The sequence below is a fragment of the Phocaeicola dorei genome (assembly GCF_013009555.1).
In the GTDB taxonomy this organism is placed as follows: domain Bacteria; phylum Bacteroidota; class Bacteroidia; order Bacteroidales; family Bacteroidaceae; genus Phocaeicola; species Phocaeicola dorei.
Genome location: NZ_CP046176.1, coordinates 1,718,479 through 1,741,217, shown reverse-complemented (window position 1 = coordinate 1,741,217; position 22,739 = coordinate 1,718,479). Strand labels below are relative to the sequence as shown.

Sequence of the window (22,739 nt, the reverse complement as noted above, 5' to 3'; positions counted from 1 at the left end):
GTGCCGGTATAACAGCGCATGGAAGAATTTAATCTGAAAACTGACCGTGCAGATGTTATTGTTCCCGCCGCTGAGATATTTCTGATAATTGCAGGTATTGTCAAAGCTGAGTATATCCATGTTCCGGTCATTGGCTTAGCAGATGGTATTATTGACAATTTGTATGCCATATACCTGAAAACGGAATAAAAGGAATTGTGCATAGCTGTTTTAACTAGGGGATATTCAGTAAATCCTATAAAATTAGCCAACTAATTCATACTAAAAGTATTGCGAATTAGTTGGCTTTTTGTATCTTTAGGTATTTCCCCTAAAATTTTGAAGAACGATTGACAAATGCTTCAGCGGAGTCGTTCAATGCTAAAATCAAAGCTCTTCGAAGCCAGTTTAGAGGGGTGGCTGATCTGAAATTCTTCATGTTCAGACTGGCTAGGCTATACGCTTAAAGGAAAGCTTGCCAACCGGAAAAATCCGCTGCCCCTGGAAAAAGCAGCATAGCCAAAAGAAAATATAGCAGAACTGTAAAATATAAAAGAGTTTGTGCCAACGTTTTGACACAAACTTAGCAGATTACTATTCAGCTGATACCTATTCTGAAAGATGTAAACAACTTGTTTCTTAGATAGCCTTATAAATATTCTACTACTTATTACAGTTCATTTAGAAATGTTATTCTCACTTTTATTCCTCCGCTTTTTCACTTGCTCCACTGCTTCAGATATGATTCCCTTGTTTTCAAAACGCTGCGTGTAATTGGTGTAATCCGGGTGAATACGTTCGTAAGTTAGGTCAGTGAATAAGGGACTCGTAATAATGTGGTCCGCAGTCGAACGGTTACAGCAGAAAACAATATTTTCAACTCCAGCCAGTCTGGTCAATGCTTTCACATCCGTATCATGCGGCTGTAGTGTCATCGGATCTGTAAAAAAGAACAGATAGTCTATTTCTCCTTCTACGATCCGCGAACCAATTTGCTGGTCACCTCCTAAAGGACCAGATTTCAGGATTGTGATATCCCATTTGATTTCAGGATGTTTTTCTTCAAGGGCTTTTTTAATTAGTGTACCGGTTGTACCCGTACAATAGAATTTATGTCCTATCAGACGTTCCGAGTTCCAGAGAACCCACTCTATCATGTCTTTTTTCATTGCATCGTGTGCAACAAGTCCAATTCTACGAACAATTGTTTCCATAAAGCTAAATTATTTTATTTTTATATGATAATTATAATAACAAAAAAACTAATTCTATTGAAGGCCGGAGGATGACCGGATAAATCTGAGCAATTCTTTGTTTGCCTGGCTATCCATGACGGTTTCCCGTTTTTCTTCAAAAAGATTGAGTGTTGTGGAGCATTCCCCACAGATGTCAATGCCTACTACCTGTTCTTTCTGAAGAATAACAGCCAGCAGTTTCTCCAATTCCCATAAGCTGAGAGAACCTTGATCCCAGTTTGTTGCTGCCGAAGCCGGATTCAAGACATCCTTGTCTATGGAAATGTAAACCGGTCCGTTGATATGTCCGGAAGAAAAGTTCTGCCAACCCTCTTCGTGCATGAGCGTAGTTTCACTGTAAAACCGAACTTGTCTTTCATATCCTTTCGGCACAGCCTGTATCAGTTTGTCTGAAGAACCTACGATAATTACTTTCTTGCAGTTGTTGTTATGGTCCAATATATCCTTTACCCAACTTCCGCAAGAAAGTATGTTGTCAAACAACGGTGGCTGCATATCGGGATGGTGGTCGAACACAATCAGCGAAAACGGAGTTTCAAGTTTGTCTGTCCAGAATTTAGTCAAATAATGATAATTGCCTGAATCGATGAAATGGACTCCCTCCGCCGGATAATCAGCAATCATCCCCTTCAAAGCCAAAGCCCCCTCCCTGTCACAGTAGCCATCTGTACCATAAAGATGACGACAATCCAGCCATATAAATTTATTGTTCCGGGCAAACGCCTCGTAGTCATACACTCCCGTGAAGTTCATGATGATGATCGGCCATGCTATCCGTTTATCTGTTTTTTGATTTTGCCCGCTCATACGTTGTTTTTGCATATCCTTTTACTGTTCATTAAAACCATCGTACATAACAGAAATCTTGTCGGTGAGGTAACAAAGCATTCTTGGGATACATACGGAAGGCCTGCTTGAAGCTTCCAGCGTTGAAAATGCCGGATGTCGCCTTAAAGGTATATAAATTCCCATTCTTGGAAACCGGCAAAAGGGGAATAACCTCATATATGTGATCCTGACCGTCTTCACGCCTGATAATGACCGATTCTATTCCGATTGCGTCATCCAGGCCTTTCTCATCAACGACAACCGTCACCTCATATTCCTTTCCGGCTTCAACCGTGGCATTCAGCCCATTCCCTGCCTCTATGGATTTGATTTCTATGGCATCCCATCTGCTTCGGACGTTTGCTTTCCAGTCAGCCATCATTTTCGCCTTCGCAAAGTTGTCGGCTGCCAGAATGTGGAAATGCTCTGACAGTTTGTTATAGAACCTGTCATAGTAGTCGTCCAACTGTCTTTTCATGGTAAAATGGGGAGCGATTTGTGCGATTGAGTTCTTGATATACTTGACCCAGTCTTCCGAATAGTTCTTCCCCCCATGCTCGTAATACAGTGGCAGGATGTCATGCTCCAACAAATAATAGATGGCTTCGGCATCCAGCTGGTTTTGGTACTGTTCATTCTGATAAGTCCTTTTATCAGTCAGTGCCCATCCAGCATCCTTACGGTATCCTTCATACCACCAACCGTCCAGCACGGAGAAATTAAGCACACCGTTCATCAATGCCTTCTCGCCCGACGTACCCGAAGCTTCTGCCAACCGCGTAGGGGTGTTCATCCAAATATCCACCCCCGAGATAAGATGGCGTGCCAGATCCATGTCGTAATTCTCCAAGAATATGATTTTACCTAAAAATTCCGGACGCCGGGATATTTCCACGATTTGCTTGATCAGCCCCTGCCCGGCACCGTCATTGGGATGGGCTTTGCCTGCAAAGATGAACTGTACCGGATATTTCGGATTATTCACAATCCTGGCAAGTCGGTCTATATCCGTGAACAGAAGATGAGCCCTCTTATATGTAGCAAAACGGCGTCCGAAGCCTATTAGAAGAGCATCGGGATTGAATCTCTCAAAAATGGAAACGCTCAATGCCGGATCAATCTGACTCCTGAGCCAGTCCTTGCTGCATTTGCTTTTGATATAGTCCAGCAATTTTGCTTTCTGTTTTAACCGGGTATTCCATATCTCTTCATCCGGGATGCCATAGACGGCCTCCCAGATTTTCTGATTGGACTGGTCGCAGAAAAAATTCTCATCAAAATTGTCCTTGAAAAGCTTTTTCCATTCTGCCGCACACCAGGTAGGCAGATGTACCCCGTTGGTTACATAACCCACATGGTTCTCTTCCGGGAAGTATCCCTTCCAGATCGGCGCAAACATTTGCTGGGATACCGATTTATGCAACTTGCTGACACCGTTTACCTCCTGGCAGGTCTTGCAGGCGAAGACAGACATGCAGAAACGTTCCTCCTTGTCTCCCGGATTGTGACGCCCGAGATCCATCAGGTTATCCCAGGTTATACCCAACTTGCCAGGATATCCCTTCATATATTTATTGAAAAGCCCTTCGTCAAAATAATCATGACCAGCGGGTACGGGAGTATGTACGGTATAAAGTGAGGAAGCACGTACCAGCTCCATGGCCTGCCCGAAATTCAAGCCGCCATTTATGTAATCACAAAGCCGCTGGATATTGATCAGTGCGGCATGCCCCTCATTACAGTGATATACATCTTTCGTTATACCTAAAGCTCTCAGCGTTATCATCCCGCCTATGCCAAGCAGTATTTCCTGTTTTAGCCGATTCTCCCAGTCGCCTCCATACAGATGGTGAGTGATAGGGCGGTCAAACTCGCTGTTGAGTTCATTGTCCGTATCCAGCAGATAAAGGGGAATACGCCCCACACTGGCTTTCCAGACATTGGCATGTACCACAAAACTGTCGGCATAGGGGACGTGGATTACCAGTTGTTTCCCATCCGGTTGCATTACCTTTTCAATCGGGAGCTGCCCGAAATTCTGCGCTTTATAATTGACTGTCTGCTGGCCGTCCATGGAAAGCGACTGGTCAAAATAACCGTAACGGTACAAAAGTCCTATGGCACAAAGGTCCACATTGCTGTCCGACGCCTCTTTCAGGTAATCCCCCGCCAACATTCCCAAACCGCCGGAATATATCTTAAGGACTTCATCCAAGCCGTATTCCATGCTGAAATAAGCTATTGACGGGCGCTGGTGATCCGGTTCCACATCTACGTATTTTTTGAAGGCGGAATAGACGGCATCCATTTTATAGACAAAGTTCTCATCATGTGCCAGCGCTACAAGCTTCTCATAATTTATCCGCTCCAGAAACAATACCGGATTCTGTTCCACCTCTTTCCAAAGTTCCGAATCCAAATCACAATACAGTTTCTTTGCGTCATCATTCCATGTCCACCAGAGATTATGTGCGATTTCTGCAAGTTTTCGCAGTTCTGCAGGAAGATGTGAACCTACTGTAATCTCCCTCCACTGAGGGGTATTTACATTATAACTTGAATATTCCATGACATTTTAATTAAATAAGTCCTAATCTTTATTCAGTCCTTTTATTATTTTTCGTTTACCGACAATCCATACCGTATCATTCTCCTTGAAAATTGTATCAGGGTCTGGATTCATAATATTCACGGTACTCCTCTCTATTCCGATAATGATGCTATCCGATATGTCTGCCTCCCGGATCGTCTTTCCGATCAATGGTGAACCTCCTTCGACAGGAAATTGCCCTATTTCCATCTCATCCTGCGAGGATGTTCCGTTCCCGTTCCTTTCTACCTTCTTTTGCTCCATGGATGTCCGGAAGCTTTCCAACTGTCGGTCCGTACCTACGACCGTAACCTTGTCATATGGATAGAGATGTTCTTCCCCTTGTGGTATATCTAGGCGTTTTTCTCCACGGGTGATTGAAATCACATTTATCTGAAACAAGGTGCGCAAGCTGCTTTCTTTTAATGTTCTGCCCACATATATGGAATCAGGGGATACTGTGAAATCCGCCAAATGTAATTCCTTGAACGGGATATTGCTGCCAAAGGTGGAGCCTGTATCACTTTCTGTAGAAAGTCCATTCCCGTCCGTCCCCTGAAAGTTTGCCATAAATTGTCTCTCTATAGTCAGCGACCGTTTCTTGATCCGCTTGGAAAAATAAATGACGGCAATGATAATGGAAGAGACTACCAACCCGGCTCCCAAGGCAACATTGAAAAGATGGGTAATGATACTCATCATGATAATCGTGCAGATCAGTATTTTGACAAGTACTATTGATACCAAAGGCCCTCTGTTGAACTTGTTGTCCGTCCAGAGTTTACGGAACTCGGTTGAATTGTTCCTTTTCATGATGATGGCCCATAGAAACGGGGATATGACAAGAAAGATGATGATGAAGCCCAACAAGTTCCCTTCCATTCCCGGCAGACTTTTCCTAATCAAAGGATGCACATAGGAAAAATATAAAGTGATGAAAAAAACGCATACGACCAGATAGAGTGTGACAGACACCAGCATAGACCGGATCAGTTTATGCCAAGTACCCTGGTGTTTTACAGTCATTGCCCCGGACGTATAGTGTACGAGATAATCTTTCAGGGATTCAGGCATGTGGATGTCTATAAACCGGTATGCTGGTTCCGAAAGCCGTATCATATAGGGGGTAAGAAAAGTCGTTATGACAGATACTGCCACTATGACCGGATAGAGATACTTGTCCGTAACATTCAGACTGACGCCTAAAGATGCGATGATGAATGCGAATTCACCGACCTGTGTCAGTGAAAAGCCGGACTGTATGGCAATTTTCAACGGCTGGCCGGAAAGCAAGACACCAAAGCTCCCGAACAGTACCTGACCGGACAGTACCAGCAATGTCAGGATGAGAATAGGGACGGCATATTCCCACATCATGGCAGGATCGATCATCATTCCTACCGACACGAAAAATATGGAAGCGAACAGGTCTTTTACCGGCTGTACGATATGTACGATTTTTTCCGCTTCAACGGTCTCTGCCAGCAGGGACCCCATGACAAAGGCTCCCAATGCGGCAGAAAATCCCGCTTTTGTCGCAATCATCACCATTCCCAGGCAAAGTCCCAGAGAGGTTATCAATAAAATCTCGTTGCTGGTGAAACGGCGTATCTTCTTCAGCAGGGTAGGTATCAGATAGATACCCAATGCCGACCAGAAAATCAGGAAAGCGGCCAGCTTCAATATACTTTCCAGCATCTCCTTCCCTTCAAAATGTTTGCCTACCGCCAACGTGGAAAGAACAACCATCATCACTACAGCCACCAGATCTTCGATAACAAGAATCCCCAAGACAATGCCAGTGAATTTCTGTTGGAGAAGTCCCATGTCATTGAAGGCCTTGAATACGATGGCCGTGGACGACATGGACAACATTCCACCCAGAAAAATACTGCTCATGTGGGAGAACCCCATTGCATTCCCCGCTGTATAACCTATGAACATCATGCCACATACAATAGTGACAGTGGCAACGATAGCCGTAATGCCCACATTTATCAATTTCTTGAACGAAAAGTCCAGTCCCATCGCGAACAGCAGAAAAATGACACCGATGTCCGCCCATATTTTGATATTGGCAGGATCGGAAACAGTCGGGACCAGAGAAACGGAAGGACCCGCCATAATACCGGCTACAATGTAGCCCAATATGACCGGTTGCTTCAGCCACTTGAAAATGACGGTTACAATACCGGCAATAATCAGAATTATGGCAAGATCCGATATTAAAGGAGCAACTTCTGACATATTAACGGTTATTTTAGATCGATAATTCGTTAAGGACCCGGATCAGGCTTTTGTCAATAGGCTTGTCCTTTTTGATTGCCTGGACAAAAGGAACATAAACAATCTCGTTGTTCCGTATGCCTATCATAACATTTCGCTGGCCTTCCATTAAGGCCTGGATTGCGGCTTCACCCAGCCGGCTTGCCAGTATACGGTCATTGGCACTCGGAGCACCACCCCGTTGCAGATGGCCCAGGATAGAAACCCTGACATCATACCCGGGATATTCCTTCTTTACCCGGTCGGCGTAATATATGGCACCTCCATTCTTGTTTTCAGGACTTTCGGTCACAATTACGATGCTGCTGTTTTTCGTCTTTCTGAATCCGCGCCCGATGAATGTTTCCAACTGGTCCACGTCCGTCCTGTCCTCCGGGATGATGGCCGCTTCAGCACCGGAAGCTATTGCGCTGTTTTGTGCCAGGAAGCCCGCATCACGCCCCATCACTTCGACAAAGAAGATACGGTCATGGGAGGTTGCCGTGTCCCTGATTTTATCCACGCATTCCACAATGGTGTTCAATGCCGTATCATATCCTATGGTAAAATCGGTACCATATAGGTCATTGTCAATGGTGCCGGGCAATCCTATGCACGTCACATCATACTCCTCCGCAAAGATACGGGCTCCCGTCAGGGAACCGTCTCCACCGATAATTATCAAAGCATTGATGTTCTCTTTCTGTATGACCTTATAAGCTTTCTTGCGTCCTTCGGGAGTGGTGAAAGTCTCGGAGCGAGCTGTTTTCAGTATGGTGCCTCCCCTCTGGATAATGCTACTTACATCTTCCGTCGTGAGTTCTTTCACTTCACCGGCAATCAGCCCCTCGTAACCTCTATAAATTCCTTTCACTTTAAATCCGTTAAAAATGGCGGCGCGGGTCACGGCACGGATAGCCGCGTTCATTCCTGAAGCATCCCCTCCGGAAGTCAGAATTCCAATATACTTGTTATCCATAATTTGTTTTTTATATTTTAATTAATCAGGCAAAATTAGAAAGCAACTGTTTTAGCCTTTTTCTGCTATAAAAGATACGGCTTTTTATCGTACTCAGTGACACTCCTATCTTTGCGGCTATTTCCCGATATTTGACTCCGGTACAACATAAAAACGACATAATGTGCTTTAGGCAATGTTTTAAGGGCTTCCCTTATCTCTTTTGCATCATGCCCGTTATCCACGAAAATGAAAGAGTCGTCCCTTAACAGGAAATGATATTCAGGTTCTGATAATACATATAAATTCCCTCGTATTTTCTTTGTCCGGCAATTATTGATAAATGCATTGCGCATGATGGTATACATCCAGCCTTTAAAATTCGTACCGGAATCAAACTTATCCTTATTATCCAACGTCCTCAACATTGTTTCCTGCAACAAGTTTTCTGCTTCATCCTTGTCAGCAGTCAGTTTATATGCAAAACAATGCAGTTCATTCTGAAGGGCTACCAGCGCTTTATCGAAATCAAATCCTCTCATTATATTTATTTTGGAATTCAAATATCCGGGTGAAGGCATTCCCTGATAATAAGAAATGCCTTCTGTAGAGTCTCATCAAGATATCTTATTTGACATCAATAGTTTTGGTGGTTTCCTGAACCTTCTTATCTACGACTTTGGGAATATCGATAAACAGGACCCCGTGTTCCACTTTGGCCGAAATTTTATCTTTTTCCACATTATCCGGCAGCAGGATACTCTGCTGGAATCGGGAATAGGAGAATTCACGGCGCAAGTATTTTCCGTCTTTCTTCTCCTCCTTTTTCTCGTCCTTTTTTTCCATGCAGATTACCAGATTGTTGCTTTCATCCACACTTACCTTAAAATCATTCTTGGTCATTCCCGGAGCTGCCAGTTCTACCTTGTAGTCCTTTTCATTCTCAATCACATTGATGGCTGGAGCCGTAGCGTTTGCTCTTGCCATCCATTCATTGTCAAAGAAATCGTTAAAAATACTCGGTAACCAATTCTGGTTTGTTTTTACAGGTACCATTTTTACCTCCTCTTTAAAAGTTAATAATTAAAACTTAAAAAAAAAGCATCTGCTTGATAGACAGATTTTTATTTTTTAGCCATCCCTTGTTTGGCCACAGCTTCTGCCCGTTTCCGTATCTCTTCCGGGTTTCCAAGGTAGTAGTCCTTGACAAGAACCAGCCTGTCGTCAAATTCAAAGACATAAGGAACTGCCGTAGGCAGGTTCAGGTTGGAAATATCCGTATCGGAAATTCCTTTGAGATGCTTGATGATTCCGCGCAGGCTGTTACCATGGGCGACTACCAGCAGGCTGTCCTTATACATCAATGCGGGAAAGATGATGCATTTCCAGTAAGGCATGACACGCCCAATAGTATCTTTCAGGGATTCCGTACGGGGAAGTTCGCTATCTGGTACACCGGCATAGCGGATATCCATGCCCGGATTACGGGGATCATCTTTGCCTACCGGAGCGGGAGCCACGTCATAGCTTCTTCGCCAGATGTGTACTTGTTCTTCACCATATTGGACCGCTGTTTCACTCTTATTCAGTCCCTGAAGCATGCCGTAATGCTTCTCGTTCAGCCGCCAGGTCTTTTCAACCGGAATCCAGTCTTTATCCAGCCGGTCCAAGACACAGTTCAACGTTTTTACGGCACGTTTCAAGTAAGAAGTGTAAGCTGCCTCAAAAGAAAATCCAGCCTCCCGTAATGCATCGCCTGCCTTGCAGGCTTCTTCAACTCCTTTCTCGCTTAAATCCACGTCCGTCCATCCAGTAAAACGGTTTTCTTTGTTCCATAGACTTTCGCCATGACGTAATAACACTATTCTTTTCATGGATACTTCTTCTTTATGCAATGGTTATTGAAGAATCCAGATATACGTCCTGAATGGTGTTCAGAAGTTGAATTCCGTCTTTCATCGGTTTCTGGAAAGCCTTACGACCGCTGATCAGCCCCATACCACCTGCACGCTTATTTACTACTGCCGTTACGACAGCATCATGCAGGTCGGATTCCCCATGGGATTCACCGCCCGAGTTAATCAATCCGACACGTCCCATATAGCCATTCGCCACCTGATAACGGCAAAGGTCTATCGGATGGTCAGTGGTCAGTTCCGAATACATACACTCGTTTGTCTTTCCGAATCCGATAGCCTTGAAACCGCCGTTATTGGATGGGAGCTTCTGCTTCACGATATCGGCTTTAATGGTAACCCCGATATGGTTGGCTTGTCCTGTCAAGTCGGCAGCGGCATGATAGTCGGTACCATCCTTTTTGAAGCTGCTGTTTCTCAAATAGCACCACAGAATAGTAGCCATTCCCAGTTCGTGGGCATATTCAAAAGCCTGTGACACTTCCACTATCTGGCGGCGGCTTTGTTCCGAACCGAAATAAATGGTAGCACCGACAGCTACGGCTCCCATGTTCCATGCCTCTTTCACCGTACCGAACATTACCTGGTCGTAGCTGTTCGGATAAGTCAGCAACTCATTATGGTTCAGCTTGACGATAAAAGGTATCTTGTGTGCATATTTGCGTGCCACGGCGCCCAACACACCGAATGTGGATGCCACGGCATTACACCCTCCTTCAATGGCCAGCTTTATGATGTTTTCGGGATCGAAATAAAGCGGATTGGGGGCGAAAGACGCTCCTGCAGAATGTTCTATGCCCTGGTCTACAGGCAGAATGGATACATAGCCCGTATTGGCCAGACGTCCATGTCCGTATAAAGCCTGCAAACTTTCCAATGTACGGATATTCCTGTCGGAATTCATCCATACCTTATCTATCATATCCGGTCCCGGAATATGGATAAGTTGTTTGTCTATCGTCTTACATGTATGGTTCAGGTAGTACTCAGCCTTTCCTCCCAATAAATCTACTATTTTCATTTTATTTATTTTTATTGATTATTCTGGTTTATGACTCCCGTTCACCCAGTTTTGCATCCATAAAAAGGATAGCACAGTCTCCGGCTTTCCTCAGATGACTAACAATATTGAGTACATTCGCTTCATCTTCTACTTGCTCACGAACAAATTGCCACAAGAAGTCCTGAGTGGCATTGTCTTTCTCTTCGGATGCTACCTGTACCAACTCATCAATCAGTTTGGAAACATGTTTTTCATGCTCCAAAGCATGCTCGAATACTTCAACAGGGTTACCCCAACCTTGTGGAACCACATCGACCTTGTCTACTTTCGGGGTTGCCTCACGCTTAATCATGTACCCGGCAATGGCATATGCATGCCCGGTCTCTTCTGCAGACTGTTTCTGCATCCAGCGAGCCATTCCGGAAAAGCCCTCTCTTTCCAGATAAAAAGACATTGATAAATACAGGTTGGCAGACCATAATTCTGCTGTGATTTGCTCATTCAGAGCATTTTGCAATTTTTCAGTCATGATGAATCAAACTTTTAATGTTAATAATAAATCCAAATTATCTCTCTTCTTTAAGAACAAGCATGGGCTTGTTTCAAGATTTCAATTAATACCGGACGTATCCCGCTGATAAAACATTCCACGGCGATCACTATTAGAATAAGTCCCATCAGTCTCATCATCACATTGTTTCCCGTCTCTCCCAAGATTTTTAAAAGCTGGGTGGACGCGCACAGAATAAAGAAGGAAAGAATGCAGACCAAAGCGATTACGCCAAGCAATACTATTTTGAAAGTATATTCCGAAGCATCTTCCATCAATGTTATTCCACTGGAAATCGCTCCCGGACCGCATAACATCGGAATGGCAAGAGGTGTGATGGTTATATCTTTGGAATATTCTTTTCGTTCAGTTTCATTCAGTTTCACATGGGTAAAATGTGCCTGCAACATATCATATCCGATTTTAAAGATGATGATACCTCCCACAATCCGGAATCCGTTTGTTGAGATGCCGAAAAAATGAAACAGAAACCTGCCCGATAATGTAAAAAGGACTAATATGATAAATGCAATGGTACATGCTTTCAAGGCGATATATCTGCGTTCTTTCGTATCCATTCCATCAGTCATTTGCAGGAATACCGGCATCACTCCAAGAGGGTCCATCAAGGTGAATAGCGAAGTGAAACACAATGTTAAATATACAAATATATCCATGATGACATATAGTTTATTATCGATTATTATATCGCAAAAAACATACCAGATAGCATTCTGCAATATTAAATTTTGCATAACATCAATCTTAAATCCATACCGTCAAAAATAAGGTAGTTTCCGTTCGTTTTCCTTGGCGAGGATACGTAACAATTCCATAAATGCCGTACTTACATATATACGGTCTGCATACAGCCCGCTGATGAAAGAATGGAAGGACATGCTTACATTCCAGCATAATATGAGAAATGTGTTTACCTGACGTGATATGTACTGCTCATGTTCAAGCAATTCATTCAAGGCATTCAATGGCGTTGTCCATTCATGTGTATCCCGTTTCATTTCATTGATTACAACACATCCTCCATCATAGCATATCCGATTCATCATCTGATAAACCTTGTTCATATTGTCCTGTGCTTGGGAGTTCAGCTAGGAGCTAAGTATTGGAAGCCGTTCATCTTCAAAATAAACCTGCAATGACAGGTATAAACCGGTTGACCATATTTCTGTATTGATCAACTCATTCATGGCGTTTTCTATTCGTTTATCCATTATCACTCTGAATATTGAAAATCCATTACTAATATCATGTGTTATTCTCAGTATATAAAAATTCCATTCGATTGTGGGTAACCCATAAAACGGAATTCTTAAACGAGGCTTAAATAATAGGATAACTTATCGGCGTAGACAAATTGTCATAAAAAATAGCACTATGATGTCTTTTTGTCTTGCCTCCCTTGCAGAATATCCAATAAGACATCCAGTTCTCTTTCTATTCCTTCAATCTTATCGGAAATACAGTCCAAAGTATTATGGTGCAGACTAGCTTTACACTCCTGCAACTCTCTTGACAGAGAAAGTATCTGTAACCAAAGTTCTTCCTCTATGTGATAGGGGGAGTTACTATTATCTAGTACCATAGCAGGAGAAGGCAGAAAAGTGCTTTGGCATGTAATTTGTATGATAATGAACGGTATGTTCCGAAAGAGACAGGAATGGAAATGAAAGGATAGAATATTCCACAAAAGACAGTAACAAACAAAGGGGGAAAGTCGTTGGAGACAGTTGTCTCGCTTTTAAAACAAGTTGCTTTCATAATGTTTATTATAAGCCAACCCTGTTCCCTGGAGTTGTGTTTATATAAAGTTAAGCGTGGGAACTTTGGTATTACCGTTCAGAAGTATCCCCATACTCAACAACATATAATACACAAAGCCCCACGTCTATATATAACAAAAATCTATATAGATAGAACGTGGAGCGTCCAATGTATTATCCAATTGTTGTTTCGAAATTGGGGATTTCCTGAACTTGGATAATGCCTTAACGCTTTACTATAAATCTTCTATTTTCAAAAGACTAATACAAATGTAATAAAAGAAATGAATTCTTTGAAAGGAAATATCTCTTTTTTTTAAGGGGTGGCTTAATTTTTCTTTATTTAAAGTCTTAGAATTACTGCCCACCAAAGCCCGTCACGAATGTTTTGAAATCCTCAAGCTGTACATTAAGCTCTATATAGTATAGCAGAATAGCAGAAAAACAGACCATGATACCGCAGGTATATAGGTCATAACCCACTCTTCCGTAAGTATCTTATCTATTTGACAATAATAAAAATGTAAAGGAGGATAATGACATGGACAATATTCGTATCCCAATACATATAGGTTAACATATAAGGGAGAATGGTCACGGAGTCCACAAACCATAGAATGAAAAAATATATTTCCATCGTGTACGGTTTATGTCTCTATCCGGATATTTGACCGGTGCCGCAAATGCGCAATGCATACTCCACAAAAAACACCAGGGAGGAAAAATAAGTCATACTGAATAACGCCTGTCTGTAATGGGCCATGGATACAAATGAACTACAGATAATAGCTGCAATAGATATAACGATACAAGCACAAAATAATGTACGAACGTGTCCATCAGTTGCATTTGGATGAAACAGTACCACTTTATGCAATGTTTGGTTAGATTGAGTCTGAACATAGGACCTTAAAAATTAGACGGATATAAATTTACTAAAAATCTGTGGAAAAGAGGAATAGAAAGGCGGAAATGTTTTTAAAACGGCTATGAATAAAGCGTTTGTGAGGACAAATGAGGACAAAGGCATAAAACGAGGTAACGCAAAAAAAAGTAAATTTATGAAGTAGAAAGGTTGCTAAATCATTACCCCGTGAAAGGTGGTTTTTGATACTCCGTGCTGAATTTTTCTCCGTATGGCTTCGGTTGGTTTACAAGGCATAACTCATTGATACTTAATTTTAAACTTAAAAAACGAGTATGGCAAGAAGTACATTCAAAGTGCTGTTCTACGTGAACGGCAACAAGGAGAAAAACGATATTGTCCGCATCATAGGACGGGTAACGATTAACGGGATTGTGACGCAGTTCAGCTATAAGTAGAGTATCCCGAAAACGCTTTGGGACGTGAAAGAGAACAGGGCGAAAGGCAAGAGTGCGGAAGTACGTGATATCAACCTTGCCCTTGACAACATCAAGGCTCAAATCATCAAGCACTACCTGCGTATATTCGACCGTGAAGCGTTCGTGACGGCTGAAATGGTGAGCAATGCTTATCAGGGTATCGGCAGTGAGTATGAGACACTGCTCAAAGCGTCCGGACGTGAGAACGAAGTATTCAAGAAGCGTGTCGGAAAAGACAGGGTAATGGCAACCACCGTTCACGGGTGGTGGCAAGAAACCATGTGGCAGCGTTCATCAAGTCTTTTTACAGACGGACGGATATGTTCATGCTGGAGATTAAGCCCGACTTCATCAAGGGGTTTGCAGCCTACCTATCAACGAAAGCGGGACTTCACAACGGGACGATATGGGAAAAATGCATGTGGCTGAAAGGCGTTGTCATGTGTGTGCACTTTAACGGACTAATACCGAAAAAAACGTTTGCCCAATTCCACATCAGCCCTAATGTGACGGAACGTGAGTTCCTGACGGAAGATGAACTGAAAACGTTGATGACGCACGAGTTGGGGATGTCCAACTGTTCTATATTCGTGACATTTTTGTTTTCGCCAGCTTCACTGCCCTCTCTTTCGTGGACATCAAGGAACTAACCAATAGCAACATCGTAGAAGTGAATGGTGAGAAGTGGATATTGTCCAAACGGTACAAGACAAAAGTGCCGTTCCAAGTGAAACTGTTGGATACTCCTTTGCAGATTATCGAGCGTTACCGACCCTGTCAGGAAGACAATCTCATATTCCCTAATCTCAACTACTGGTCTATCTGCAAATCTCTGAAAAAGGGGATGAAAGAGTGCGGATAACAAAGGATATTTCATTTCAGTATTAAAACTATTAAACGGGCGTAATTTAATTCGACAGAAAATCCGGCTTCTGACAGCCATTTTTTCACTTCATTCCGAGAGTTTGCAGTTTGACTGCCATAAACAGCAATATTTCAGCATGGGGACATAGTTTGCGGATATTATCCACACTTTGTGCTGTTCCGCTTCCTCCATGTGTACAGAATGGGAGTATCTTTTTCCCGGACAAATCATAACCGGACAGGAAACTTTTTACAGGAGAAGACAGAAGACCACCCCAAATAGGACTACCGATAATCAATGTATCATAATCATCCATATTCTCTACTTTTGTACGCAGAGCTGGAAGAATATGATTGTCTCTTTCATTTTTGAAACGGTCAACCACTTCATTATATTCATCAGAATAGGGTTCTTCCGGTTCAATCTCCACCATGTCGCATCCAATAAGTTCATGGATAATGTTGGCTACAGTTTGCGTATGTCCGCTCCATGAGAAATAGACTATCAATGTTTTCCCCGGCTCTGAGTGAGGCAACGAATCTATCTTATCTTCAACAGCCGGAGTGTTGCTGCACGAAAGGAAGGTTAAGAGCAGCATTGCCAATAAGCACTTCAGTTTCATAACTATTTTTATTTAGGTTTTGGGGTTATCCTCTGTTAATTTCTATCTGTCCAGCTGTTTCTCATACAGCCACTTCGACAGCAGGTCAGCTACTTCCACATTGTTCAAATCCGACATCGGGAAGTGCGTATTCCCATGCAGACCGACATCGGGCAGATGAATGACCGTCACGTCACCGCCCAGCTTATTGAGCATTTCGGCCCACTTGCGCATGAGATGCAGACGGCGTGTCCATTCGTAAAGTTCCGGATGTTCGTCTGTTTCGGGCAGGTTATCCCCATAGTAAATGATGATGGGAATTTCCATGTATCTCTTGAAAACTGCCATAGGGACTTCTATTCCTTCTGTTTTTTTAGACCGTGTCAAGACTTTGCCTTCTTCGGGAACTTGACCGGTTGGGAAGGGTACACTTCCACCGGGTTCGTATGCTACAATGGCTTTGATGTTCTTCGTTTTGAGCAAAGTAAACCAACCCACCGGACCGCCTTGTGAATGAGTGACAAATATGGCCGGACCGATTTTGTCAAAAAGAGCAGCATAGGCATCGGAATAGACATCGAAGTCCAAAGGTCCGATGGTCGGCGTCATCTGCCGGAAGTACTGGTTTAAGGCTTCCCGGTCGCGACTGAACTGTACACCCTCGAAATAATCAGGATAGATTCCCACACGGAAACGGTTGAACCATTCTTCTTCATCGAATACCGGTTCCAGTGTGACAGCTTCCGTACTCCGTCCGGCATTTTCCCGGCGAGGCTGGTCGACAAGATAGGTGGAGAAACCTTTGCGAAGAAATATATTCTGAAACCCTTCGCGTCCGTCAGGAGTGGTCTCCCATGTTTTGGAAAACTGGCCGACACCATGTGCAAAAACAAGCGGATATTTCCGTGCATCAACCGGTTTCTGATAAAATACATAAGCATGGTCGCCGTGGTATTTGTGTCCCAATGAATCGGTCAGTACGGTGCCACCTACGGCAAAACTGCCTTGTTCCTCTATTTGCAGAATATTCCCTTTGTAACAATTACAGCCCGACAGTAAAGCGATGAACGTCATGTAAAATATCTGTTTCTTCATACACGGATTATTTTGGGATTTTAGACTCCTGCAAGGCATCGTAGCGGCTACCCACCACAGGAATGGCAGCTACGGCTGTTTCCAGTTCTTCTATCTCTTCTGCCGTGAAACGGATGTCGCAGGCACGAAGGTTCTCTTCCAGATGAGAGAGTTTGGTGGTGCCCGGAATAGGCACGATAAAAGGCTTCTTGTTCATCAGCCAGGCCAAAGCTATCTGTGCCGGGGTAATGCCTCTTGTACGGCCGAAAGCGTTAAGAACTTCCACAATACGATAGTTGGCGCGTATGGCTTCGGGCTGGAAGCGTGGCAAGGTCTGCCGGTTGTCGTTGGTAACATCAAACTTGGTATATTCATTGATCATACCGCCCAAAAAACCACGGTTCAGCGGACTGTATGGAACGAAACCGATGCCCAAATCCTCGCACAGCTCCAACACTCCGTTCGTCTCTACCATGCGGTGCATCAAGTGATATTCGCTTTGGATTGCCGTAACCGGACATATCTTGTGCGCACGGCGGATGGTATCAACGTTTACTTCACACATGCCCCAATGCAGGATTTTACCTTCCTTGATGAGTTTGCTGCATGTTTCAGCCACCGCTTCAATCGGTGTGTTCGGGTCTATGCGGTGCTGGTAGAACATGCCCAATGTTTCAACTCCGAGATTGCGCAACGAGTTTTCACAAACCCGGCGGATGTTGGCCGGAGTGCTGTCCTCTTCGGTTTTAATCTGCACACCGTTTACAAACTTATGTCCGAACTTCGATGACACAAATACCCGGTCGGTATATCCTTTTAAGGCTTCGCCGACCAATTTTTCATTGATGTGGTAGCCGTAGCTTTCGGCTGTATCGAAAAGGGTCACCCCACGTTCAACAGCTTCATGCACCAGGGCGATTTCTTTTTCCCTGCTCGGGTACTGGCTGCGGTTATGGTTCAAGCCCATACAGCCATATCCCATTGCAGAAACAGTGAATGCCGTATTTCCGTGTCCCAATGTTCGCCGAGTGCGCACCGCCGCCATGCCTGCAGGGATGTTGTTTGCAACTTGTTGTTTCCCCATCCATACCCGTTCTGCTGCCGTTACCTTGTTCAAGGTAGGCCCGACACACATGGCAGCTCCTGTCAATGCCGCCATTTTAAGGAATCTCCGGCGGCTCATATCCTTGTCTTTATCCATATTTGATAGTCTTTAAATTATTTCTGTTGCAAAGTTAACGTGACAGAATTGATAAACTTTTTTTGATATATATCATCTAAGCTGAATGATGTATTATCCTGTATTCCAAGCGATATTTATAGGCAACTATCTTTCAAAATCGTATATATTCAGTCCTAAATCCGGATTATATGTGCGACTTATCCGCTCGCTATAATCTTCCACCACGAACTCCCCTGCACCATTCTGTATTGCGGAAAGTAGATGTCCGGCTAAAGCGGAATAGTCGCTCCTGCCGACGGTTATATGCAAATGAAGATATACCTGCTCATTCATAGATGATATATTCCCTGTAAGGTTGGATATTTCCATTTGCTCCCGGAATGTCTTATCATCATATGCTTTTGTCTTGGGATTGAAGAAACGGAGGGTCAGCTCTCCGATAGCACCAATCCCGTTGATAGAACCCGACAGAATTCCTTTCTCCTTGCAGAAAGCATTCAGGGCTTTCACAATTTCAGTATGATTGTTAATGCTGACAATATACTTGTTGCCAATTTTCTTGTACGAATACATATTCTTTTCGTTTTGTGCGTTTGCCGGAGCAATCAGTACCCCGACAAACAGCAAGATAAACAATAATTTCTTTATAAAATGCCCCATCAGTACACTTATGACTGTCTCTGTTTTGATTAATCTTACCATAATAGATAAAATTATCCCACATCAGTGCTTTCCACTTTTGTTTTTAATCTGCACACCGTTTACGAACGTTACCTTGTTCAAAGTTGGCTCTTCCTTCTTATTTTCCATATTCTATAATCTAGATTTCGAGTTGTCCGAGAAACAGTTCCAGCTCCGCTATACCAACGAGCACGGCAATCTGTATTCCTTCCCCGAAAGGCTGTACCGTGTATCCCTTGATTGTGATTCCCTCCTTGATGCCAACTTCGAGGAGGCAATCATCGGTAGCATCGAGCAGATGGCACTGCAGACAGGATGCAGGATATTCATCGTTGATAACCTTACCTATCTGTGCTGTGCCATGGAAAAGGGGGATGCGGCAGGACGGCTGATGATCCAGCTCAACAATCTCAAGAAGAAATACGGGTTGTCCCTCCTCGTCCTGGCACATACTCCCAAACGCTCCTTGGACTGTCCCATCACCTCGAACGACCTTGCCGGAAGCAAACGCCTGTACAACTTCTTTGACAGTGTATTTGCCATTGGCAAAAGTGCCCAAGATGGAAGTCTACGCTATGTGAAGCAACTTAAGGTGCGCTATGGGACATACTCATACGATGGCGACAATGTCATCATCTATGAGATTGAGAAGGTCGATTGCTTTCTGCAATTTGTACACCGAGGGTACTCCACGGAAAAGGAACATCTGAAGCAGTTGGGAGACGATGAATCCACCCGTAGGGACAGCCAGATATTGGAGCTCTCCCGAATGGGCAAGTCGTTAAGGGAGATTGCTTCACAAGTAGGTTGCGGTAAATCAACTGTCGGGCGAGTAATCCACCGAAGCAAAGAGAATGAAAAAGCCATCGTCCCAAGTGTCCCACCGTCCCAGCCCTTAGGGGAACGGGAGATGGGACAGGACGGGACACCCGATAATACCGAGAGAAAGGAGGCCAAGGCATGAAACGATATTCATTACAAAGCTACAAAGGTATAGCCACACGGCATACCTGTCCAAGTTGTGGCGACAAGCGTTCCTTTGTCTATTATGTGGACGAGGAGAATACACCTCTGCATCCGTCAGTCGGAAGATGCAACTACGAAAGCAGCTGCGGGTATCATTACACTCCCAAGCAATACTTTCAGGATCATCCCGAATGCCGTACCTTTGATGCTTCTTCTTTTGATGGGCAAATGAAAGAAGTGAAGAGCAAGAGCACTCCGACCGAGCCAATGAAACCTACGCCCATCGGCTATGTTCCGATTCACTATGTGGAGAAATCTAAAAGCGTGCAGAGTAATTTCTTCCGCTTTCTCTCTATATTGCTTGGCAACTACTATGGCAGCAAGTCTCAGGAGGTGTTGAACCGCTTGTTGGATGAGTATCGTTTGGGGGCGACCCGTGACGGTGCTGTTATCTTTTGGCAGATAGACAAGAACGGAAAGGTGCGTACAGGAAAGGTAATGCAGTACAATCCCGAAGATGGACACCGTATCAAGGAACAAGGTGTAGCCATCAACTGGATACATAACATACTGAAAAAGCAGAATGTATTGCCAGAAGAATGGCTACTATCCCAATGTCTTTTCGGTGAACACCTGCTAAGCCTCTATCCCGACAAGGTGGTGGTATTGGTTGAATCCGAGAAGAGTGCCATCATCGGCTCTGCTATCTTCCCTAACTATGTATGGTTGGCGACAGGTGGCAAGAGTCAGATGAAAGAGGACAAACTTCGTGTGTTGAGCGGAAGAACCGTACTTCTCTTTCCCGATGCAGACGGATATACCGAGTGGAAACAGCGTGCCGAGAGCATGACCTATTGCAAAGCTATCGTTTCTGACCTCTTGGAAAAACACGCTACTCCCAAGCAGAAAGCAGACCATATCGACATAGCCGACTGGATTATTATTCAGATACAGGAAGGCAAGTTAATGTCCACTGCCAACCACTTGGTAGAAGCTGAAAAAATCCTCCAACAGATGATAGAGAAGAACCCTGTACTGCAAAAGCTGATTGATGAACTCGACCTTGTATTGGTCGATGCAAGTCACATCGCAAGCGATGACAAAAGCCCTCCTTGACAGCAGGAGAGCGGAAGCCGTAGGCTGTAGCGGACTGACAAGGGCTTGCCCTTGATATAGCCCACTATAACTACACGCTTCGCTTACGTAGTTGTGGGCTCTCCCGAGGGGATTAAGGCTTTGCCCTAATGACCCACTTAGGGCGTTTCTCCCCTGAGCACCCAGAGCAAAGAGTGACCCTCTCTTTGCAATCTCCGCTTATGGGTTGTACCCCTAAGAACCCCTTGCGGTTATGAGCGGACAAATAAAAGAAATGTTAGTCAATAACTCAAATCAAATTCAAAAAAATGGCAACAAAAAGCAGTATACATATCAAGCCTTGCAATATAACATCAAGCGAGGCTCATAACCGCAGGACTCCCGAATACATGCGTAACATCGGGGACTCCAAAATCTATATCGTACCCGAACTCTCTGCCGATAACGAGCAGTGGATAAATCCCAGTTTCGGCAATGTCGCTTTGCAGACGCATTATGACAACATCAAGCGTATGGTTAAGGAAAAGACTGGGCGTGCGATGCAGGAAAAGGAACGTGAACGCAAAGGCAAAAACGGAAAGATTATCAAGGTGGCCGGGTGCTCGCCCATCCGTGAAGGAGTATTGCTTATCAAAGCAGATACCACCTTGAATGATCTTCGCAGATTTTGTGATATATGCGAACAGCGTTGGGGTATCACTCCGATACAGATTTTCATACACAAGGATGAAGGGCATTGGCTCCCTGGCGAACCCGATGCAGGCGATAAGGAGAGCTTCAAAATTGGGGACAGATGGTTCAAACCGAACTACCATGCCCATATCGTTTTTGATTGGATGAACCACGACACAGGAAAGAGCTGCAAACTTAATGATAACGATATGATGGAAATACAGACATCAGCATCCGAGATTCTTGAAATGGAGCGAGGACAATCGAAAGCCGAGACAGGCAAGGAACATCTGGAACGTAACGACTTCATCCTTGAAAAACAGAAATCCGAACTCCGTAATTTGGATGCCGTAATGCGATACAAGGAGTATCAAGTGAAATGTGCCGAGCAGGAGGTTCAGGAAGCAGAGAGTATAACACAAGCCCTACGTGATGAAGCCCTGCAAAAAGAGAAGCAGAGTGAAATGCTCGATAAGGCTATCAGTGATAAACGCTCCAAACTGAACAAGGAGAAAGGAAACCAGTTGCTCGGAGCAGTTGCTGATTGGGCTACGGGAAAGTCCAAAGCCTTGAAAGGCGACATTGAGGACTTAAAATTTGACTTGGCGGAAGCACACGAAACCATAGCCGAAGAACGCAAACGGACGCAGGCTGAAACCGCCAAACTTGAAGCCTACAAGAAAACAGTTGCACAGCAGATGGAAAGTGCCGTTCGCAATGCCACACTCAAAAAGGACGATGAAATTAACAACTTGAAAGACCGCATTTCGTGGAGAGACAAGATGCTGGGGATGTTCACAAAAATCCTGATGCAAAGTAATGGCACCTTCAGAAAGGCAGTCGATTCAATCATCAACTTTGCCAAAGATACATATCGTAGTATCTTCAGCCGAGAGGAGGCAAAGACCATCAAGAGTGTGATGGAAGCCTTTGGTAAAAATAAGGAGGATTACAGAGCTATTGGAACTTTCCTCGTGTTCACGGCAGACAAAAAAGAGAACCTATCCAACAGCGAGTACCGCAAGGCTGTTCGCGAAGTGGATGATGTTGCTATCGGCAGATATGAACAGGCGCAGAAGCGTGGAAATTCTCTAAAACTGTAAGGATTTAGGTAAAAAAGCATGATTCTTGT

Annotated in this window: 18 protein-coding genes and 6 pseudogenes; 6 read left to right on the top strand and 18 right to left on the bottom strand. The window is 44.0% G+C overall.

Annotated elements, in window-relative coordinates:
* Window positions 1-12: 12 nt before the first annotated feature.
* Together GKD17_RS07155 and GKD17_RS07150 are read left to right on the top strand one after the other, a co-directional pair.
* A pseudogene (locus tag GKD17_RS07155) lies at window positions 13-189 on the top strand (Ppx/GppA family phosphatase); the annotation flags it as partial.
* Between the two features lie 128 nt (window positions 190-317).
* Window positions 318-446, top strand: a pseudogene (locus tag GKD17_RS07150) (transposase); the annotation flags it as partial.
* Between the two features lie 210 nt (window positions 447-656).
* Here GKD17_RS07150 and GKD17_RS07145 read toward each other — a convergent pair.
* The 14 genes and pseudogenes from GKD17_RS07145 to GKD17_RS07085 form a co-directional block, all read right to left on the bottom strand.
* Complete coding sequence (locus GKD17_RS07145; RefSeq protein ID WP_005835659.1) at window positions 657-1,193, bottom strand: methylglyoxal synthase; 537 nt, start codon at window positions 1,191-1,193, stop codon at window positions 657-659.
* Window positions 1,194-1,247: 54 nt separating this feature from the next.
* Window positions 1,248-2,057 (bottom strand): arginase family protein, encoded by an 810-nt coding sequence (locus GKD17_RS07140; RefSeq protein ID WP_004295276.1) that lies wholly within the window; start codon window positions 2,055-2,057, stop codon window positions 1,248-1,250.
* Window positions 2,058-2,073: 16 nt separating this feature from the next.
* Entirely contained in the window at window positions 2,074-4,632 is a 2,559-nt protein-coding gene (glgP, locus tag GKD17_RS07135) for an alpha-glucan family phosphorylase (RefSeq protein WP_004295277.1), read from the bottom strand.
* Between the two features lie 21 nt (window positions 4,633-4,653).
* Window positions 4,654-6,900 (bottom strand): cation:proton antiporter domain-containing protein, encoded by a 2,247-nt coding sequence (locus GKD17_RS07130; RefSeq protein WP_005835662.1) that lies wholly within the window; start codon window positions 6,898-6,900, stop codon window positions 4,654-4,656.
* 13 nt (window positions 6,901-6,913) lie between these two features.
* Window positions 6,914-7,897 carry a 6-phosphofructokinase gene (gene pfkA / locus GKD17_RS07125; RefSeq protein ID WP_004295279.1) on the bottom strand — a complete coding sequence of 328 codons (984 nt, stop codon included), beginning with the start codon at window positions 7,895-7,897 and terminating at the stop codon, window positions 6,914-6,916.
* A 25-nt stretch (window positions 7,898-7,922) separates the two neighbouring features.
* Window positions 7,923-7,997 (bottom strand): annotated as a pseudogene (locus tag GKD17_RS23170) (RNA polymerase sigma factor); the annotation flags it as partial.
* Entirely contained in the window at window positions 7,963-8,418 is a 456-nt protein-coding gene (locus GKD17_RS07120; protein WP_005641942.1) for an RNA polymerase sigma factor, read from the bottom strand. The pseudogene GKD17_RS23170 and the gene GKD17_RS07120, both read right to left, overlap by 35 nt.
* An 85-nt stretch (window positions 8,419-8,503) precedes the next feature.
* Window positions 8,504-8,932 (bottom strand): Hsp20/alpha crystallin family protein, encoded by a 429-nt coding sequence (locus GKD17_RS07115; RefSeq protein WP_004295281.1) that lies wholly within the window; start codon window positions 8,930-8,932, stop codon window positions 8,504-8,506.
* 68 nt (window positions 8,933-9,000) lie between these two features.
* Window positions 9,001-9,750 (bottom strand): 2,3-diphosphoglycerate-dependent phosphoglycerate mutase, encoded by a 750-nt coding sequence (gpmA, locus tag GKD17_RS07110; RefSeq protein WP_004295282.1) that lies wholly within the window; start codon window positions 9,748-9,750, stop codon window positions 9,001-9,003.
* A gap of 13 nt (window positions 9,751-9,763) precedes the next feature.
* Window positions 9,764-10,813: a class I fructose-bisphosphate aldolase gene (locus GKD17_RS07105; protein WP_004295283.1), complete on the bottom strand. Its 1,050-nt coding sequence runs from the start codon at window positions 10,811-10,813 to the stop codon at window positions 9,764-9,766.
* A 28-nt stretch (window positions 10,814-10,841) separates the two neighbouring features.
* Window positions 10,842-11,324 (bottom strand): ferritin, encoded by a 483-nt coding sequence (locus GKD17_RS07100; RefSeq protein ID WP_004295284.1) that lies wholly within the window; start codon window positions 11,322-11,324, stop codon window positions 10,842-10,844.
* 50 nt (window positions 11,325-11,374) lie between these two features.
* Window positions 11,375-12,022, bottom strand: a complete 648-nt coding sequence (locus GKD17_RS07095; RefSeq protein WP_005835670.1) for a MarC family protein — start codon at window positions 12,020-12,022, stop codon at window positions 11,375-11,377.
* Between the two features lie 102 nt (window positions 12,023-12,124).
* Window positions 12,125-12,577, bottom strand: a pseudogene (locus tag GKD17_RS07090) (ferritin-like domain-containing protein).
* 161 nt (window positions 12,578-12,738) lie between these two features.
* Complete coding sequence (locus GKD17_RS07085) at window positions 12,739-12,948, bottom strand: hypothetical protein (protein WP_004295287.1); 210 nt, start codon at window positions 12,946-12,948, stop codon at window positions 12,739-12,741.
* Window positions 12,949-14,326: 1,378 nt separating this feature from the next.
* Here GKD17_RS07085 and GKD17_RS07080 point away from each other — a divergent pair.
* Window positions 14,327-15,349, top strand: a pseudogene (locus tag GKD17_RS07080) (site-specific integrase); the annotation flags it as partial.
* Window positions 15,350-15,417: 68 nt separating this feature from the next.
* On the opposite strand, the gene GKD17_RS07075 reads toward GKD17_RS07080, so the two are convergent.
* From GKD17_RS07075 to GKD17_RS07060, 4 genes are all read right to left on the bottom strand, one after another.
* On the bottom strand, window positions 15,418-15,957 hold the full coding sequence (locus GKD17_RS07075) for a flavodoxin (RefSeq protein WP_004295290.1): 540 nt from the start codon (window positions 15,955-15,957) through the stop codon (window positions 15,418-15,420).
* Between the two features lie 42 nt (window positions 15,958-15,999).
* On the bottom strand, window positions 16,000-17,031 hold the full coding sequence (locus GKD17_RS07070; protein ID WP_005835680.1) for an alpha/beta hydrolase: 1,032 nt from the start codon (window positions 17,029-17,031) through the stop codon (window positions 16,000-16,002).
* Between the two features lie 7 nt (window positions 17,032-17,038).
* Window positions 17,039-18,211, bottom strand: a complete 1,173-nt coding sequence (locus GKD17_RS07065; protein ID WP_004295292.1) for an aldo/keto reductase — start codon at window positions 18,209-18,211, stop codon at window positions 17,039-17,041.
* A 126-nt stretch (window positions 18,212-18,337) separates the two neighbouring features.
* On the bottom strand, window positions 18,338-18,895 hold the full coding sequence (locus GKD17_RS07060) for a PPC domain-containing DNA-binding protein (RefSeq protein WP_005641953.1): 558 nt from the start codon (window positions 18,893-18,895) through the stop codon (window positions 18,338-18,340).
* A 118-nt stretch (window positions 18,896-19,013) separates the two neighbouring features.
* Here GKD17_RS07060 and GKD17_RS07055 point away from each other — a divergent pair.
* The 3 genes and pseudogenes from GKD17_RS07055 to GKD17_RS07045 all read left to right on the top strand — a co-directional run.
* A pseudogene (locus tag GKD17_RS07055) lies at window positions 19,014-19,838 on the top strand (AAA family ATPase); the annotation flags it as partial.
* Complete coding sequence (locus GKD17_RS07050; protein WP_005835686.1) at window positions 19,835-20,956, top strand: DUF6371 domain-containing protein; 1,122 nt, start codon at window positions 19,835-19,837, stop codon at window positions 20,954-20,956. The pseudogene GKD17_RS07055 and the gene GKD17_RS07050, both read left to right, overlap by 4 nt.
* 287 nt (window positions 20,957-21,243) lie before the next feature.
* Window positions 21,244-22,710: a hypothetical protein gene (locus GKD17_RS07045; protein WP_005835689.1), complete on the top strand. Its 1,467-nt coding sequence runs from the start codon at window positions 21,244-21,246 to the stop codon at window positions 22,708-22,710.
* Window positions 22,711-22,739 lie beyond the last annotated feature (29 nt).

Coding starts and splice junctions, on each gene's coding strand:
- GKD17_RS07100 (WP_004295284.1), bottom strand. CDS start 11,324: ATGACTGAAAAATTGCAAAATGCTCTGAATGAGCAAATCACAGCAGAA.
- GKD17_RS07060 (WP_005641953.1), bottom strand. CDS start 18,895: ATGGTAAGATTAATCAAAACAGAGACAGTCATAAGTGTACTGATGGGG.
- GKD17_RS07105 (WP_004295283.1), bottom strand. CDS start 10,813: ATGAAAATAGTAGATTTATTGGGAGGAAAGGCTGAGTACTACCTGAAC.
- GKD17_RS07075 (WP_004295290.1), bottom strand. CDS start 15,957: ATGAAACTGAAGTGCTTATTGGCAATGCTGCTCTTAACCTTCCTTTCG.
- GKD17_RS07120 (WP_005641942.1), bottom strand. CDS start 8,418: ATGAGAGGATTTGATTTCGATAAAGCGCTGGTAGCCCTTCAGAATGAA.
- GKD17_RS07045 (WP_005835689.1), top strand. CDS start 21,244: ATGGCAACAAAAAGCAGTATACATATCAAGCCTTGCAATATAACATCA.
- GKD17_RS07140 (WP_004295276.1), bottom strand. CDS start 2,057: ATGCAAAAACAACGTATGAGCGGGCAAAATCAAAAAACAGATAAACGG.
- GKD17_RS07095 (WP_005835670.1), bottom strand. CDS start 12,022: ATGGATATATTTGTATATTTAACATTGTGTTTCACTTCGCTATTCACC.
- GKD17_RS07130 (WP_005835662.1), bottom strand. CDS start 6,900: ATGTCAGAAGTTGCTCCTTTAATATCGGATCTTGCCATAATTCTGATT.
- GKD17_RS07050 (WP_005835686.1), top strand. CDS start 19,835: ATGAAACGATATTCATTACAAAGCTACAAAGGTATAGCCACACGGCAT.
- gpmA (WP_004295282.1), bottom strand. CDS start 9,750: ATGAAAAGAATAGTGTTATTACGTCATGGCGAAAGTCTATGGAACAAA.
- GKD17_RS07070 (WP_005835680.1), bottom strand. CDS start 17,031: ATGAAGAAACAGATATTTTACATGACGTTCATCGCTTTACTGTCGGGC.
- pfkA (WP_004295279.1), bottom strand. CDS start 7,897: ATGGATAACAAGTATATTGGAATTCTGACTTCCGGAGGGGATGCTTCA.
- GKD17_RS07085 (WP_004295287.1), bottom strand. CDS start 12,948: ATGGTACTAGATAATAGTAACTCCCCCTATCACATAGAGGAAGAACTT.
- GKD17_RS07145 (WP_005835659.1), bottom strand. CDS start 1,193: ATGGAAACAATTGTTCGTAGAATTGGACTTGTTGCACACGATGCAATG.
- glgP (WP_004295277.1), bottom strand. CDS start 4,632: ATGGAATATTCAAGTTATAATGTAAATACCCCTCAGTGGAGGGAGATT.
- GKD17_RS07065 (WP_004295292.1), bottom strand. CDS start 18,211: ATGGATAAAGACAAGGATATGAGCCGCCGGAGATTCCTTAAAATGGCG.
- GKD17_RS07115 (WP_004295281.1), bottom strand. CDS start 8,932: ATGGTACCTGTAAAAACAAACCAGAATTGGTTACCGAGTATTTTTAAC.